This is a genomic window from Alsobacter sp. R-9 (genome assembly GCF_054612375.1).
Window position 1 is genome coordinate 31,072 of record NZ_JBTSWJ010000013.1, and the last position, 16,508, is coordinate 47,579.

Here is a 16,508-nt window from a genome sequence, read left to right on the forward strand (position 1 = left end):
GTCAGGCGGCCGTGGGTGTTGCGGCAGCGGCTCCCGCCAGGACGACGCCGGACCAGTCGCGCGAGACGAGACCGCGTGAGCGCGATCCCGTCCGTGCGCGGGCGCTCTCTGCCATCCACCGGCCCGTGGGCACGGTGAAACCGGTCTTGGACCGGTCGACGAGGGCGCGAGGCAAGGGCGTCACCGGCGCCGCAGCCAGGTGCCGCTTGCCCGTCCCGACCGGAAGGTAGGGCATGAAAGGCGCCAGTGTGGCGACCAGTGAGGCATCCACGAGCGGCGTCCGGATCTCGACCGCATGGGCCATGCCGGCCCAGTCAGCGTCGCGGAGCAACTGATCGCGCATGTAGTGACAGGATTCGAGCGCCGTCACGCGCGTCACATCGTGGCCGGGATCGGGCTGGAGGCTTTGCCGCAGGCGGGTCAGGGGCGCTAGCCGTCGCAGACCCTCGCGCACGATGTCGGGCGGCAGCAGGTCGTCGAGCTCGGAGGGCAGGAACAGTCCCCGCCGCAGGAGGTAGGCCCCCTCCCACGAGCCCGCGTAGCGCAAGAGGCCCGCCGCCTTCGGCCGGCGCGTCACCCAGTCGGGAGCCAAGGCCCGCAGCAGGTGCTCCGTGAGGGCGCCGAGGCCCGGAATTAGGGCGGCCCACCCAAAGCGGCGGCGCCACGCGGGGATATCCCGGAAACTCGGATAGCCGCCGAGCAGTTCGTCGCCACCGAGCCCTGACAGGGCCACCTTGAGCCCGGCCTCCCCGGCCGCCTTGGCCACGAACCATGTGTTGACGCCGTCGATCGAGGGCTGATCCATGGCATCGAGGATCGCCGGGAGATCTTGGCGGAACTCCGCCTCTTCGACGCGGCGCACCACGTGTTCGGCTCCGTAGAGAGCCGCGACCTGCCGGGCGAGCGGCGTCTCGTCGTCGTCCGTTCCGGTGTATTCCGCGAAGGCCAGTGTGATGGCGCGAAGCCGGTCATGGCCAAGGTCGCGGGCGAGGCCCAGCAGCGCGCCGGAGTCGATGCCGGCCGAGAGAAAGACGCCAACCTCGACGTCTGCCACGAGATGATGACGGACACTGTCCTTCACGGCGTGCCGTATGCTGGTCGCCGCGTCGCCTTCGGGCGAGGCCCCACTAGGTCCGGCGAGGACGCCTGCGAGTGACCAATAGCGCTGCGGCAGGTTCGGGCCGTTCAGGTCGACAAGCATGGTATGACCAGCCGGCACGGCCCGGATGTCGCGGTGGATCGTGAAGGGTTCAGGGACGTGTCCCCAGAGTCGGAACCCCACGAGACCGGCCGGCTCGGGCTCGCTCGAAACGCCGCCGCCTGCCAGCAACGCCTTGACCTGGCTGGCGAAACGGAAGGTCCAGCCGTCATTGGCGTAGTAGAGCGGCTTGATGCCGTAGGGATCCCGGGCCAGGAACAGGGTGTGCTCGCGCGCGTCCCAGATCGCGAAGGCGAACATGCCGCGCAGCGCCTCGACCATGGCCGGGCCGCGTTCGGCATACAAGTAAAGCAGTACCTCGGTGTCGCTTTGACCTCGGAACTCGATACGCTGCGCGATAAGCTCCTGCCTCAGCTCGCCGAAATTATAGATCTCGCCGTTGAACGTGATGGTGAAGCGACCATCCGGCGTCGACATGGGCTGGGCACCCTGCTCGCCGAGGCCGATGATTGCCAGCCGCCGATGGCCGAAGGCCACGCGGCGATCCTGCGACCACCATTCGCCCCGCCCGTCGGGCCCGCGCGCCGCCATCGCGTCGCGCGTTGCTACCAGTTCGCGCAGGTTCGGCTCTGCGGCGGCCCGCTGGTAGGCGAAAATGCCGTTGATGGCGCACATAGAACTCAGCGCACCGGCATTGGTGGTTCGCGCAATCGCAAATCGTTCCGAAAGGCCGACGACCGAAGACGGGCAGCGACCGCATCGCCAGGCCGAACGAATATCGTATTGTCCGTCCTGCGAGACGGGTCCATCGGCGTAAGGAGATTTGTATACGGGTCGTACTGCATCGGCTGGAACCCGGCTGCCTTCAAAGGTCCTGTCACACCATTCTCGGTCCTTCCGTATGCAGACTCGGATCCATTCGTCTCGACGATAAGGGCGAGCAAAGACGGCGTCCCTAGGACGTCCTTCGCACCCGCCAAAACGGCCGCCTCAAATCCTTCGACGTCAATCTTAATGAGAGTGGGAGCCCTCCCCCGTAATGTTTCGTCGAGGGTCACACATTCGACGGTCGTTGTTCTTGGACCTGCCGCATTCCGCCCTGTGGAGACGCGATTGCCGGTATCGGCGTCCGTGGTGAATTCGATCGGACCAGCACGATCCCCAACGGCCACCCGCTTGAGCACGATGTGATCTTGCAGGCCGTTGAGGCGAATGTTCTGAACGAATCGCGCAGATGCGTTCGCGTCAGGTTCGAACGCAACTACACTCGCCGCGCAGGCGCCTGCTGCCAGAATGGAGTAAGAGCCAGCATTTGCGCCGATATCGACAAACAGATCGTCAATCCGCAGCAGACGGAGGGCAAACGCCATCTCGGCATATTCCGCGAGGCCGTAGAAGACGTTACCCGTGATGCCCGCCTCTCCTGCTCGCCCCAAAAGGCAAGTGCCTGCGACGAAGGGCACGGCGATAGGGCCGGGAGCGAGGCGTGAACAGATTTGCCACCGGAGCCAGCGCGCGAGGGCTGCGCCTTCCTTACCGTCGTTGAGAGGATGCGCGGCGATCGCTCTCAATTGGCGAGGAAGCCGAGCAAGTGCGGTCACGATCGGGGGCAACGTCACAGGTCGACTGCCTTGCTTGTTGCCATGTGGATCCTGCGCACCCTCACCGCGCCCCGGCCCTCGTCAGGATCGTGCGGATCGTTTTCACGACGATGATGGCGTCGAGCCAGAACGAGAAGTGCTTGATGTAGAAGAAGTCGTATTCGAGCTTCACACGCGCCGCGTCGATCTGGGCCACGTTGCCCTGATTGACCTGCGCCCAGCCGCTGATCCCGGGCCGGACGATGTGGCGGTAGGCGTAGAAGGGAATTTCGCGCTCGTACCACTGGGCGAGGCTCACCGCTTCCGGGCGGGGACCGATCCAGCTCATGTGGCCCAGCAGGATGTTGAGGACCTGCGGGAGTTCATCGATCCGATACTGGCGCAGAACGGCGCCGACGCGCGTGATCCTGGGATCGGCCTTCTGGGTGAAGGCGGTGCCGTTCGCCTCGGCATCCGCGGTCATCGTCCGAAGCTTGACGATCTCGAACACCCGACCGCCGTAGCCGACTCGGCTCTGGCGGAAGAGGATCGGTCCCCTCGTCTCCAGGCGGACTGCGATCCCGGCAACGGCGATCACGGGAATGATGAGCGGCAGCAGCACGAGGGAGCCGACGATATCGAGGAACCGCTTGATCTGGGGATAGACGAGCGCAGGAAGGCTGCCGACGACCGTGTTCTCCCAGAGGTGATCGACCGCCACCCGCCCTGACAGCATTTCGCGGAACTGCTTGACGTGGAAGACGGGAATGCCGCGTAGCGCGGCGAGCGCCAACAGCCGTTCCCACTGCGGTTCCAGATCGTGGCGCAGATCGGCGATGATGCCGCTATAGGCCGAGATGTCGTCCGGCACGGCTGGCAGAGTCCGGCAGACGGCCCGCCGCACGAGGGCGAGGCTCTCGATGTCGGGATCCTCGACACTCGGCAGGACCGCGAAGACCGGGCGCGACCGGCGTCGGCGTAGCACGAGGAATGTCTCGACGACAGCGATGCTGATCGCCGCCGAGAGGTAGAACTGCGGCGCGGAGAAGTTGAGCTTGATCAGCTTCAGGAAGGCTCCAGCACCAAGATACACGGCCGCGAACGCGATCAGGATGTACGTGACCGAGCGCAGCAGTGGGAAGGTCAGGATGCGCCGCACGATGATGAGGGCAAGGCACAAGGCCACGACGGCCGCCGTCCCGGTCTCGCGGACGACCTCGAAGTCCTGCTGCGACATGCCGATCCCGTAGCTGCACAGGACCGCGGGCAGGACCAGCGCGGCCACGAGGCCAGCACACAGCATCGACCCGGCGACAACATCCACCTGGGCGCTGGATCGACTGGTCGGATCGAGGCCTACCGTCACGTGGCTGACGCCCATCGGACTCGTGGCAGGTGCCCCGGACTGGCGCGCGGATGTCGGCTCGGCCGGTCGGGCCGAGGGCGACAGCGGCGCCGCCTGCTGCGGGATCCAGCCCGGTCCCTCCATCGCCGAAAGTCCCTCCGCGCCGCGCACGGGGACGGGACGGATCCGTTCCTCGCTCACGCCGCCTCGCGATGCTGCCTGATGCCGAGCATCAGCTTGAGTAGTACTTTCCGTAGTAGCGCTGGCCATAATAATAGCTGGCACCCGAAGTGCCATAGCGCTGCGCCTTGTTCTCGTTGACCATGTTGAGCACGACGCCCGCCACCTGCCGCGGCTCGGGGAACTGCTGGATGCATGTCTCGACCATCTCGCGGGCCGTGGTGCCCCAGTGGACGACGTAGAGGGTCTTGTCGCAGAGGAGCGAGACGACCTTTGGGTCGACCACGGGTCCCATCGGCGGGGTGTCCACGACGATGTAGTCGAACGTCTTGCGCAGCGCGCCGACGAGCGCCTTCATCTTCTCGGAGCCGAGGAGATCGGGCGGGTTCTGCGTCTTTCCACCGGCCGGGATCACGATGACCTTGGTGGCCTCGTCATAGTTCAGCACATCGCGCAAGTCCGCCTCGCCGGTCAGGATCTCGACGAGGCCGGGGTCGTTCTCACGGCCGAAGAACTTGGAAGTCGACGGATGCCGCAGGTCGGCGTCGATGATGAGCACCTTCTGACCGGCCTGCGCTGCGGACACGGCGAGCGAGATCGCGATCGTCGTCTTGCCCTCACCTGGCCGGGTCGACGTCACCTGGACGACCTTGGGCGGGTTGTCGACGTTCGTCATCTGGATGCCGGTGCGCAGCGTCCTGATGGATTCGCTGAAGCGCGCGAGTGGCTTTCTCGCCTGGTAGGCCGGCAACGTCAGGAGTTCGCCGTCAACCGTCCGTTCTGCCTCGCCCATCCGGGCGATCGACCCGAGCACGGGCACGTGCAGACGGTCCTCGACCTGGCGCGGCGTCACGAAGCCGGCGTTGAGTTTCTCAAGCGCGAACGCGCCGCCGAGGCCGAGCACGAGGCCGATGCCGAGCGCCATGATCAGCACGCGGTTCTGATTGGGGAAGCTGGGGCCGCCCGGCGGCTTCGCCGCCAGCAGGACCCGAGCGTCCCGGACCTCGAAGCTCGCCGTGTTGTCGGTGACCTTGGCCTTCTGCAGGAACTCCTCGAAGAGCGTCTTGTTGACCGCGGCCGTGCGCTCGAGTTCGCGCAGCTTCACGGAGATCCGGTCATCGGCCCCTGTCTGGCCAGTTGCTTCCTTCAGCGCGCGCTCGGTCGAGGCCTCGCGGGCCTGAGCGATGGCGTACTCGGTCTTGATCGTGTCGATTTGGCGCTGGGCCTCGGCGGCCATGGCTCGCTCGACATCGCGCTTCTCGGCCTGGAGGTTCACCACCGACGGGTGCCGGGCCGAGTAGCGGGCGAGAAGGTCCGCCTCGCGCTGCGAGATGTCGGTGAGCTTTGCCTGCAGGTTCCCCATGGCCGGCGACTGGAAAATGTTGGGCAAGTTCTGTTTGGAACCCGACCCGAGGCTCTTTTCGAGAAACTCAACACGCGTGCGCTTGACCTCGGTGTCCTGCCGCGCTTTCAGGAGTTCGCCGTTGAGTTCCGATAGTTGCTGCTCGGTGAGAGTGACACTACCGCCCGCGCGGACGAGGCCGTTCTCGATCCGGAACTGGGCGACTGCCTCTTCCGATTGCCTGAGTTGCTCGCGCAGTTCCACGAGCCGATCGCTGAGCCAGCCCGACGCCCGCTTCGCGCCTTCGAGCCGGGCATCGAGCTTGTTGACGACGTAGGCATCGGCCACCGCGTTGGCGAGGAACGCCGCGCGGTCGGGATCGGGATCGGTGGCCGAGATCGACAGGATGTATCCGAGGCCCGTGCGCTGTACGCCAATAGCACCCCGCAACCCCTCGACCGCAGCCATGATCGCCTGCTCCTCGGCCGAAGCCGGGGCCGGAGTGTTCCGCGTCGGCGCCCGGCTCTGCGTGAACAGCGACCAAAAGCCCTGCGGTTCCTCCGGCGCCGGCTTGCCGGTCGGAACCGAGTAGAGCCGGTTCTTCTCAACGATGCGTCGCAGCAGCGCGTCCGACTTGATGAGCGAGATCTGGTTCTCGATCATCGCGGGATCGAGGAAGAAGACATTTGGCGTCGCGTTGTTCTGGACCGGTGCGCGCTCGGTCATCGGATCGAGCATCACCTGAGCGGTTGCCGTGTAGAGCGGAACGGCCCGGGCCAGCCAGACGAGGCCGAACAGCAGGGACAGACCAGCGATCGAGGCGATGAAGACCCAGTGCCGCCACGCGAAGGCGAGATAGTCGCGCAACGAGGCCGACCGGTCGGCGACGGGCTCCTCCGGCAGGGCATTGGCAGCGATCTGGAACTGCTTGTTCACGACGCAACACCCTGGCGGCTGACGAGAGACGAGGCTTCCGGCCAATTTCGAGCCTGCGCGAAGCCTACCCCGAGAATGATTGCGAAAATGAGAGCGACGGGTTCGATCTGGAGGCTGAAATCGACGAGGGCGTGCGTGCCGGCGAGGACGGCCACCGACGCGGCGATGGCGGGGATCGTCGCATGCCGCTTACGATGGCGAGCGCCGTGCCAGCACGCGACGACGACGAGGCCGATCGAGCCGACAAGGGCCGATCCGCCCAGGAGACCGAGGCCGAGGAACACCTCAAGGTAGGTGTTGTGGGCCAAATCCCAGATCATCCAGACGTCCATGCTGCCGTCGTGGAACATGGGAAAAACTGACGCGAAGGTTCCGTAGCCGTAACCCAGCCAAGGCGAAGCGGCGATGGCGTCGAGCGTCGTGCGATAGGCGAAGACACGACCAAGATCGCCGAGCCCGCTCTCGCTCAGCCGTCCGCCGATGACGTCGCCGAATCCGACCACAACAGCGCCGCCGACCAGCGCAAGAATCCCAAGGAGGCCCACAGCCGTCCAAAGATTGCGTCCCCGGTGGCCGCGACGCCTCGCCCCCGCGAGAAGTACAAGAGCGGTGAGGCCCGCTCCCGTGGCCAACACCCCGCCCCGGGAACCGGAGCTCAGCAGGGCCGCGCCCAGCAACAGGCACGCGCCGCCGAGCACCGCCCCTGCCCCGCCGCTCCGCTCGATGATGGCTGCGATCACGAGATGCGGTGCCGACCCGGCCTCGTCGATCCTGCGTCGGACGAGGCGCAGCAGAAGACCCGCGGCCACGACCAGCCCCATGCCGGCGAAGGTCGCGAAGGTGTTGCGGTTCGGGAAGGTCGAGGCGACCGTCCGGGCGACCGGTTCGCCCGGCGCCGGGGCGGCGCCGGCCACGGCGACCAGACCGTAGATCGCATAGGCCGCGGTAATGGCCACCACTGCGCCGAGAAGGAAGTAGGCCCGATCTGTCCGCGCCGCCAGGTGAGCCGCGACCCAAAAGAGTGCCAGCGCCGTAACAAGGCGCAGCGCTGCGAGTTGAGTCAACTCGGGATCGACCGTGATCCGGCCGGCGATGGGCGTGTGGAGGGCTTCCGCAGCCATCCCCCAGACCGGATGCGCCAGACCACCGGGCACGCCCGGAATGAGCTGGATACCGATCCACCCCAGCACCAGAGCCATCAGCAGCGCGGGCCACCGGAACGCAACCAGCGGCACGCCCGGCGTCGCTCCCGACCGGAGGGCCAGCGCCTCCCTTGCCAGCAGAAGCACGCCAGCGATGAGGGCATTGGTGCCCCAGGAAAGTGCGGTCTGGCCGAGCATGGCGGCGGGAAGCCACGCCATGACGAGCGCCACGACCATCGTGAGCACGCCTTCCGGGCCTCTCAAGGCGCTTGGCGATATGGCCCACGCCCGTGCGGTCGCGCCTTCCACATGGGCTCTGGAGCGCGGTCGCGAACGGGCCGCGGCGGCGTGCATCAGGACACCCCCATCCGGGACAGCGCCTTCTCGGCGGACGGCCCTCGGGCCCGCACCGCCTGCACCACCTGGGACCGCACGGTCCCATCCATGCCTTTCAGCACGTCCTGGAACAGCGTGTACTGGTATGCGTCGAAGTCGTAGGTCAACGCGGCCACGAGATCGTGCACCACGCGGTCCCGGTCGGCGACCTGCAGCGCCTTCCAGTTCTCGATGCCGAACATCGCCCGCTGCAGCATCACGAGGCCCTCGTTCGGGGCCAGCGTGTAGGAGAGACGCCAGAGCGGCAGCGCTGCCTCGACCGAGCCACCTTCGACCGTCGCCAGATCGGCCGCCGACTGCCAACCCGAGGCGTGGGCCGGCTTCGCGGCCAGCAGCCCCGAGAGGATCGTGACGGCGCGGGCCGTGTCCGGCTTCTCGGCGGACAGCTCGACGTCTAGGGCGAGACTCGCGGAGCGGACCGGTAGCAGCTTCGAGCCCGACCACGTACCAGCCTGTGCCGCCCAACTCCTGACCTGCTGTGCTGAAGCCTGTCCGGCCGCACCGTCCATCGCGTCCCGCAGGCTGCGGGATGAAGTCTCGAAGCTGGCGACCTCGAACCCGACCGTGATCAGTCCCACCGCCACGGTGGCGGCAAAGGCGGCGGCGATCCACCGTGCCGGTCCCCTGCGTTCCACCGCCGTCTTCGAGAGGTCGTTCATCCCACCCTTGGTCACAAACGAAGAAGGGGCCTCACGGGCCCCTCACCGGCCGACGAAGCGGCCCTTCCGGTCGTCCAGCAAACGTCAGCGTTCGGTCTGCGTGTTACCGTTGCCGTTCGTGCCCGACTGCGTCGTCTTGGACTCGCGCTCCCGGTCATTGCCCTTCGGGCTGCCGGGGTTCGTGCAGTCGGCGCCGTTGCCCCAACCGTTGTCGCAACGTACCTTGCTCACGCACCGCGGCTTATAGCCGGACCTGCTGCGATCATCGCCGCTCCAGCCGCGGTAGTCGTCATCGCACTTGTCATACGATGACTGGGACGTCCGGCCGAGGAACGACAACCGGCGATCTTCTGCCTGCGCAGAAGCCATCAGCCCGACAGCCGTCACTGCCAGAGCTCCGATCATCAGTCCGGCGTTCCGAAAAGACATCGGCCGTCCCCTGTTTAGTGGTGAATCACTCTTTAACACGTTAAGCGAGCCTGGCTCAAAATGCCAGTGAAAATTCACAGCCGGCCGTTGACGCCCAGCGTTACCACGTTCTGGCTGTAGCTTAGCCCGGGTGTGTCGTAGAGCACGCGGGAGAAGGCATAAGTGGCGCTGATGCCCCAGTTAGCGGTCAGCGAATAATCAACGTTGGCCCGCGCCATGTAGACGTCGCTGTTAGGCGAGGTCGCGAGCGTGGCCGAGGCTGACTGGTTCTGCCAGGCGAACGTGGTCCCCAGCGACATCGCCTGCGTCGCCGCATAAGTGCCGCCGAGCGTCACGACCGTGGTCTTCGTCCCGGACCCGTTCGAGGACAGAAGCTGCTGGGGCGTCGATGCACCGGAGACGAGGCCGATCAGGTTGTTGGACAGTCGTGTCGCCTGCCCGTTGGCGGTAGCCGTGGGGTTTGCAGTGGCGGGCACCACGCTGACGAGGGCATCTCCCGCCGGCGAGGCGCCGGGAATGGAATTGAGGACCGAGAACGGTGTCCCCTGAGTCGGACCGTTGATGCCAAAGCTCTGCGTGACCCCGAGCGTCACGGTGATGTCCGGCGTCGGCAGCCACGACACGCTTCCGCCGACCGTCGGTGCGCCCTGCGTTTCGCCGCCCGCATTGGGGTACCGCTGCCACATGTACCCAGCGTAGACCTCGCCCGTGAACAGGCTGAGCCGCGGGAACGACAGGCCACCCACGATCTGATAGCCGTCCGTGTCGTAAAAGCTGTTGTCGTAGCGCTGCCAGTTGACGGACGGTTCGACGAACACCGAGACGAGCGGCGCCACCTGGTAGCCGGCCCGCACCCGGGCCCTTGCCGACCAGCCATTGAGATTGCCGGTCTGCGGGTTGTTCTCGTCGTAGAACTGCGTGACGAAGCTGCCGCCGCCCTCGAGGAAGAAGCGGTTGAAGGTTTTCTTCAGCGAAGCCTGCGTCTGGAACTGCGTGTAGTTCGTGTTCGACAGGTCGAAGACGTTGTTGGCGTTCAGCGTCTGCGCCTGGAGGCTGTTCTGGATGCGGGCGATCTCGAGACCGCCGTTGAACAGCAGGTCCTGGCCGAACTCCCGCGCATGCGTGGCACCGATGGCCCCGGTGTAGGCGTTGGCCTTGGTCTCGGACGGATAGATGTCGGCCCGACCGTTGATGTAGACCTGCGTCTGGGAGAGACCGTCCACACGCGAGGCGTAGGCAGAGCCGCCAAACGTCGTGCCGAGCCGGCCGATCTTGTCGGTCGCGGACGAGAACACGTTGTCGTTGTAGATCGCGCCGAAGTTGACGGTCGGCGTCACCAGCCAGTCGCCCCACTGGATGGGGCCGTAGTCGCGATTTCCCCGTCCCTGTGCCAGTGAGGCTTCGTCTGCACACGCCAGGATCACCGCACCGGCGGCCAGCGCCGGCACGAAGTGAACAAGTGTGCGCAGGCGATTGGCCATGCTCAGAAATACCGCTCCGGAACGCGGATCACGTCACCAGGGAAGACCGGGACGGTCGGCGACAGTTCGACCTCCTCGAACGTGCCCACGCCGCCTCGCTGGATGTAGACCTTCGACTTGCTGGCGCGGAACGTCGGTCCGCCGGCGACGGCCAGGGCCGAGATGATGTTCAAGCGGTTCTTGTAGGGAAACTCGCCGGGACGCTCGACCTGGCCGATGACGTAGAACGGGCGGAAACTGCTGACGTCGACGGTGACCTTGGGGCTCTTCAGGTACTCGCCGCGCAACTTGCGCGCGAGCGTCACCTCCGCCTGCTGCTTCGTCTGTCCCGCGAGGTTGACCGTCCCGGCGAGCGGCAGCGAGATGTTGCCATTCAGGTCGAGGTCGAAGTCGCCTGACAGCTTGTCCTCGCCGAAGACCGTGACCCGCAGGCGATCGCCCGGGGACAGCTTGATCTCGGGATACTGCTCGGGCGCGGCCGCCTGGCCTGAGTTCGCGGCAGCGACATAGGGATCGGTCGTCTCGCACGCAGCGAGGGAGACGCCGAGGCCCACCACCAGACCGACCTCGACGAGGCGGCGCCAGAGCTTACGCAGCACCATGGACTATGCCCTGCCCTCACACCCGTTCATGCGCATGCCAACACAATCGGAGCATCCAAAATGATGCAACCCTTGAGCAGATTTATGCTCAATCGTTTTAACCTTGTGCGGCAATCGGGTCACGATTGATTCAGGCATGCTACCGCCATTCGGGTGAATCCACCCGTCCGCGGTTCGTCGAGGCCGCGCGCCAACCGGCGCGATGCCATGTTCAGGCCGGCATCAACGCGTTGCGGGGCAGCGTCACCGGGGTCCGCGTGCCCATGATGTCGAGGAGGACCCGGACGCGGCCGTTGTCGTCGAGGCGGGAGAGGATCCCGACAAGGTCGGTGAAAGGCCCCCGGAGTACCCTCACCTCGCTGCCGACCTCGAGGCCGGAATCGAGATTAATGGAGCCGGTGTTGCCGAGGGAGGCCTGCAGGGACTCGACGACACCATGCGGCACCGGAGCGGGCAATCCGCCCGCCATGTAGAGGCTGCTGACGCCGAACGTGCCCCGGATGCTGAGCCAGCGCTCCACCCCGAGGTCCAGCGAAACAAAGAGATAGCGAGGAAACAGCGCGCTGCGGACCGTCGAGATGCGGCGCGCATGACGCACGCTCCGGTCGATCTGCGGCAGGAACGGACTGAAACCCTGCCGCTCAAGGTTCAGGCGCGCGCGCTCCTCCTGACGGGGAGCGGTGAACACGAGGTACCATCGCCTGGCATCGGCCTGCCGATCTCGCTGACCACCGTGCCGTCGCTCATTGGGAGACGCCCCGCCCTCGACCAACGTCATCCCCACGTCCACGCACCGAACCACAATGAGCACCGTCAAGTCGACGCCAAGCGACAGCGAAGCCGAAATAGCTCAACTTCTGGTTTCACTCCTAGCAATGGACGAGACGTTTTGTCAACGATTTGTTCACGAATTCATTTCCGCTTCGCGCAGATTGGTTAGCGCTCAGACTATTAAGCACGATTACAACAGCCTTAAGAGTCCGCACAAGACAAAGAGATTTTCTCTACTCAATATCGATTGATCTCTACAGTGCGCCCGCATTCAGTTGTGCGTCTACAACGATCGCGTCGCCATCGCCGTCAGAACATGGCCTTGAAGTAGGCGATGGTGCGCTGGAGCCCCTCCTCCAGCGGAATCTCCGGCTGCCACCCCATTACCGCGCGCGCCTGGGCGATGTCGGGCTGGCGCTGCTGCGGATCGTCCTTCGGCAGGGGCTCGAACACGATCCTCGAACGGGACCCGGTGAGGCGGATCACGGTCTCCGCCAGTTGCAGGATCGTGAACTCGCCCGGATTGCCGATGTTGACGGGCCCGGGGAAGTCGTCGGGCGTGTCCATCATGCGCAGCATGGCCTCGATAAGGTCATCGACATAGCAGAAGGACCGCGTCTGCTGTCCCTGCCCGTAGACGGTGATGGGCTCGCCGCGCAGGGCCTGCATGATGAAGTTGGAGACCACCCGTCCGTCGTCGGGACGCATCCGCGGGCCGTAGGTGTTGAAGATCCGCACCACCTTGATGGGCAGGTTGTGCTGTCGCCGGTAGTCGAAGAACAGCGTCTCGGCGCAACGCTTGCCCTCGTCGTAGCAGGCCCGCGGGCCGATCGGGTTCACGTGGCCCCAGTAGCTCTCAGGCTGCGGGTGGACGGTCGGGTCCCCGTACACCTCGCTCGTCGAGGCCTGCAGGATCCGGCACTTCACACGCTTGGCGAGGCCCAGCATGTTGATCGCGCCGATGACGCTGACCTTGGTCGTCTGCACGGGGTCGAACTGGTAGTGGATCGGAGAGGCCGGGCACGCAAGATTCCAGATCTCGTCCACCTCGACGTAGAGCGGGAACGTCACGTCGTGGCGCAGCGTCTCGAAATAGGGATTTCCCACGAGGTGCGCAATGTTCTGCCTGCTGCCGGTGAAATAATTGTCGACGCAGACGACGCTCTTGCCCTGCCCCAACAACCGCTCGCAAAGATGCGACCCGAGAAACCCCGCGCCCCCCGTGACGAGGGCGGTCTTGCGACCACTCTTCATGCCCACTCCGTCAGAAACCCACCACGCCCGATGCGCGCCGCATTAAGGGATGCATGAGCCGAAATAACAAACGATAATTGCCGGACGATCGGCGGAGTTCCCCGCCAGCCTGGCGAGGGCGTGCTGGACACGAAATGAAGGCCATACTGAAGAAACTCTTGGCGTTCACGCCGTACCGCGTCGTACGCCGGACCCATCTCAATCGCTTCAACGCGCAAAGCGAGACGCTTCAGTCCATGAAGGACCGCGGATATCGGCCCCCAACCATCATCGATGGCGGAGCGAACGTCGGCGAGTTTACCCGCTTGGCCCGACGGCACTTTCCCAACGCCCGCTTCGAGTTGATCGAACCGCAGCCTGGATGTCGGCCGGCTCTGGCCGCACTCGCTGCAACTGACCGCGTGCGCATTCACGCCGTCGCACTCGGGGCCGGATCGGGGCTGGTATCGATGCGAACGGATGACGCAGGGACATCGACAGGTGCCCAAGTCGTTCGACCTGACGATGCGCGCACCGATGGCACCACCGTCCAGGTCCAAATGCAGACACTCGATACCCTGTTTCGGGGTGGAGCAGACATCGAACCGGGATCGTTCCTGAAACTGGACTTGCAGGGGCATGAAATCGAGGCGCTCAAGGGCGCTCGCGCCGTCTTGTCCCGCATCGAAGTTATCCTGTCCGAAGTTTCGTTCTACAGTGTCGGTGACGAGCCGCACGTCGGGGAACTCGTGGGTTGGCTCGCCGATCACGGTTTCGAGCTTCACGACATTGTCGCGCTCGCGGCACGCCAGCGTGACAACCGCCTCCACCAAGGCGACATCCTCTTCGTCAGGAGAGATTCGCATCTCGCTGCCGACCGGCGCTGGACATAGCCGCGCCTCATCCTGTGGACAGAGTGCGAATGGAAGTGTTGTCCAGAACAAGCGCCGTCAGCACACCCGTCGCATAAGCACCCGTGTCGATCCCGATCCGGTTGGAGCGAAACACCGGCGTTTCGTGTGGTGTGTGCCCGTGCACGACGATCTTTCCAAAGTCGGCGGTGCTCGACAGGAAGGGATCGCGGATCGTCATCAGGTCGAACGGGTCCTGGCGATCGAGCGGCACGCCGGGGCGTACTCCAGCATGGCAAAAGAAGTAGTCGCCGATCGTGAAAGACCGGAGCGCGCGATCTTTCAGGAAGCTGCGATGATGCTCGGGCAGTCGCGCCTCGAACGCCTGCTGCAGGGCTCCAATCGCTTCCGGCGACGGCTGGGCCGACATCGCCGCCGAGACGTCGACCCCATAGGACGCAAGTGTTGCGAGGCCGCCCACGGCCCGCCAGACCGGCAGGATCGCTGGATCGGCCAGAAAATCGAACGCCATGACCTCGTGGTTGCCCAGCAAGGAGATTATGGGAGTGGGCCAGGCGCCGACGGCGAGGCGCTCGAGCACCTGCGCGGAATCGGGCCCTCGATCGATGTAGTCGCCGAGGAAGATCGATACGATCCCTCGCATGCCGCCGTCGGCTCCGTGAAATCCGCCTGACCGATCCGCCGCCTGTCCCGTCGACGGGAGGGGAAACTCGGCAAGGTCGCGCTCCACGAGCCCGGCCATGCGTTCTAGGAGATCTGCGCGACCATGGACGTCGCCGATGGCATAGATGCGAATGCCCGGCGGCAAGCCCGCACGCGGACGCTCTTGAGGCTCTCCAGAACCCTGCCACCGTTCCTTCAACCGGTTGATGAAACCCAGTGGCATCCGTCCGCCCGTGCCGCCTCCACGCCCAGAAGCCGCTCCTGCGCCTACGCGAGGCCAGCAACCAAGTAAAGGACGATCAAGGCGGCGGAGCGGCCTTCTGACGAGCCTTTGGCCCCGGGTAGGTGCGGACACCCTCCTGCTTCTGCCAGTTCGGATCGAAAGGCTCCGGCTTCTCCGCGGCAAACCCGTTCCAGTCCGCGCCGCCCTCCAACCCTTCCGGCTGGCCTGCGGCATCCGCGGCACCCCACGCCGCCTCGAAACGACGCTGCGCCTCCTGCTGTTTGCGGTCCGATCGCTCCGTCCGCCGCTGCAGGATGCTGCGCTCCGAAAAGCGGACGAGGCCCTGCATGCCGCGCGGCGGAACCGGGACCACCGTCCTGTTGCTGCCGCGGTCAGTGATGCGAACCTTGCTCATCGCTGGCTGAAATGACGGCTTTCCCCTGTTGATGCTGGCGATCTGGCACCTGCCAAAGCGCTTCTCGCAGTCAGCACGCTTGCTAAAGCGCGGCGTTCCCTCGTCCCACTCCGCTTGGGCGTTGAGAAACGCATTGTCGCATTCTGCCTGCGGGAGACGCCCTGACTGTTCGCAAGCGGAGCGAGAGCCGACCTCAATGGACTGGGCCCGAACGAAGGAGGGCCACAACAACATGTGCAGCAAGACTGGCCCGACTGACAGCATCCACAATCGACGTGGCCTAAGCATTCTTAGCACCAAAGCCCGCGCCTTGATCCGCCTGACAAGGGTGACGAGCCCCACGCTTGCTGCGAACGGCGTTTTTCCTTAGGCCTCTCAATCGATTTTCCTTATTTCAATGGCCACATCGAACAGGAAGCAAGCCGGGTTGAACAGTATTGACGTGCAATGCTGAAGTGACACTCCGGGAGCGAATCCATAAAAATCTGCGCGGAGCATGCCAGACTTACGTGTGGCTTCGAAAAACTCATAGCCTTCCGAATTGTCCATAATGACGGCGCCATCGCGCTTCAGGTAGCGCGTCGCAATTCGCGCCAGTTCCTCCCTCAGATGACCGTCAATGACGACAAGATCAAATGTTTCGTGTCCGGTTTGGCTGATGGCCTCAATAACCGCGCTAATGTCGCGCCTTTCCTCGTCGACCGGAACATGGAGGACCGTTACCTTGCCTGTCGATCTCGCTTGCAGTTGGCCTGCCCAGGCTTCATCCCCCTCTATCGTGACAACACGCTCGGCCCGTTCTTGCCACCACAGGGTGGACTGGCCACCCCCAAATTCAAGGACGGAACGGCCGCTGAAGTTTCGCGCATCCAGGAAATCGATCGCAGGATAAGTGTACCATGGTAATGGTGCACCTCTCCGGTCCACCGCGAGCTCGGCGAGCGACGACCGGGCGTGACCTCGAAGCACACTAAATCGAACAGGCGTCACAAACGCCGTGGCCCAGCGTCTCATGAACCGCGCAACACGTGGATGAGTATGGCGCTTGATGATGTTGAACGCGTTGTGAAGCATCAGATC

15 protein-coding genes are annotated in these 16,508 nt (G+C 65.0%); 1 reads left to right on the plus strand and 14 read right to left on the minus strand.

Going from position 1 to position 16,508, the window contains the following annotated elements:
* Position 1 precedes the first annotated feature (1 nt).
* From asnB to ACX9GQ_RS19390, 11 genes are all read right to left on the minus strand, one after another.
* Entirely contained in the window at positions 2-1,834 is a 1,833-nt protein-coding gene (gene asnB / locus ACX9GQ_RS19340) for an asparagine synthase (glutamine-hydrolyzing) (RefSeq protein ID WP_459631223.1), read from the minus strand.
* Positions 1,835-1,839: 5 nt separating this feature from the next.
* Positions 1,840-2,760: an FkbM family methyltransferase gene (locus ACX9GQ_RS19345; protein ID WP_459631224.1), complete on the minus strand. Its 921-nt coding sequence runs from the start codon at positions 2,758-2,760 to the stop codon at positions 1,840-1,842.
* A gap of 61 nt (positions 2,761-2,821) precedes the next feature.
* Positions 2,822-4,285: an exopolysaccharide biosynthesis polyprenyl glycosylphosphotransferase gene (locus ACX9GQ_RS19350; protein WP_459631225.1), complete on the minus strand. Its 1,464-nt coding sequence runs from the start codon at positions 4,283-4,285 to the stop codon at positions 2,822-2,824.
* Positions 4,286-4,316: 31 nt separating this feature from the next.
* Positions 4,317-6,542: a GumC family protein gene (locus ACX9GQ_RS19355; RefSeq protein ID WP_459631226.1), complete on the minus strand. Its 2,226-nt coding sequence runs from the start codon at positions 6,540-6,542 to the stop codon at positions 4,317-4,319.
* Positions 6,539-7,921 carry an O-antigen ligase family protein gene (locus ACX9GQ_RS19360; RefSeq protein ID WP_459631227.1) on the minus strand — a complete coding sequence of 461 codons (1,383 nt, stop codon included), beginning with the start codon at positions 7,919-7,921 and terminating at the stop codon, positions 6,539-6,541. The genes ACX9GQ_RS19355 and ACX9GQ_RS19360 overlap by 4 nt, the downstream gene beginning before the upstream one ends.
* Positions 7,922-8,037: 116 nt before the next feature.
* On the minus strand, positions 8,038-8,739 hold the full coding sequence (locus ACX9GQ_RS19365) for a hypothetical protein (protein ID WP_459631228.1): 702 nt from the start codon (positions 8,737-8,739) through the stop codon (positions 8,038-8,040).
* A gap of 84 nt (positions 8,740-8,823) precedes the next feature.
* The gene (locus ACX9GQ_RS19370; protein WP_459631229.1) at positions 8,824-9,144 is read right to left on the minus strand and encodes a hypothetical protein; all 321 of its coding nucleotides are present in this window, start codon (positions 9,142-9,144) and stop codon (positions 8,824-8,826) included.
* A 98-nt stretch (positions 9,145-9,242) separates the two neighbouring features.
* On the minus strand, positions 9,243-10,649 hold the full coding sequence (locus tag ACX9GQ_RS19375) for an outer membrane beta-barrel protein (RefSeq protein WP_459631230.1): 1,407 nt from the start codon (positions 10,647-10,649) through the stop codon (positions 9,243-9,245).
* 2 nt (positions 10,650-10,651) lie between these two features.
* Positions 10,652-11,251 carry a polysaccharide biosynthesis/export family protein gene (locus ACX9GQ_RS19380; protein WP_459631231.1) on the minus strand — a complete coding sequence of 200 codons (600 nt, stop codon included), beginning with the start codon at positions 11,249-11,251 and terminating at the stop codon, positions 10,652-10,654.
* Positions 11,252-11,462: 211 nt separating this feature from the next.
* Positions 11,463-11,939: a transcription termination/antitermination protein NusG gene (gene nusG / locus ACX9GQ_RS19385; protein WP_459631232.1), complete on the minus strand. Its 477-nt coding sequence runs from the start codon at positions 11,937-11,939 to the stop codon at positions 11,463-11,465.
* 392 nt (positions 11,940-12,331) lie between these two features.
* Complete coding sequence (locus ACX9GQ_RS19390; RefSeq protein ID WP_459631233.1) at positions 12,332-13,276, minus strand: UDP-glucuronic acid decarboxylase family protein; 945 nt, start codon at positions 13,274-13,276, stop codon at positions 12,332-12,334.
* Between the two features lie 134 nt (positions 13,277-13,410).
* Between ACX9GQ_RS19390 and ACX9GQ_RS19395 the strand changes: the two genes are divergently transcribed.
* Positions 13,411-14,148 (plus strand): FkbM family methyltransferase, encoded by a 738-nt coding sequence (locus ACX9GQ_RS19395; RefSeq protein ID WP_459631234.1) that lies wholly within the window; start codon positions 13,411-13,413, stop codon positions 14,146-14,148.
* A gap of 7 nt (positions 14,149-14,155) precedes the next feature.
* On the opposite strand, the gene ACX9GQ_RS19400 is transcribed toward ACX9GQ_RS19395, so the two are convergent.
* From ACX9GQ_RS19400 to ACX9GQ_RS19410, 3 genes are all read right to left on the minus strand, one after another.
* Positions 14,156-15,013, minus strand: a complete 858-nt coding sequence (locus ACX9GQ_RS19400; protein ID WP_459631235.1) for a metallophosphoesterase — start codon at positions 15,011-15,013, stop codon at positions 14,156-14,158.
* A 76-nt stretch (positions 15,014-15,089) separates the two neighbouring features.
* The gene (locus tag ACX9GQ_RS19405; protein ID WP_459631341.1) at positions 15,090-15,662 is read right to left on the minus strand and encodes a DUF1190 domain-containing protein; all 573 of its coding nucleotides are present in this window, start codon (positions 15,660-15,662) and stop codon (positions 15,090-15,092) included.
* Positions 15,663-15,803: 141 nt separating this feature from the next.
* Positions 15,804-16,502 (minus strand): O-methyltransferase, encoded by a 699-nt coding sequence (locus ACX9GQ_RS19410; protein WP_459631236.1) that lies wholly within the window; start codon positions 16,500-16,502, stop codon positions 15,804-15,806.
* Between the last annotated feature and the right edge of the window lie 6 nt (positions 16,503-16,508).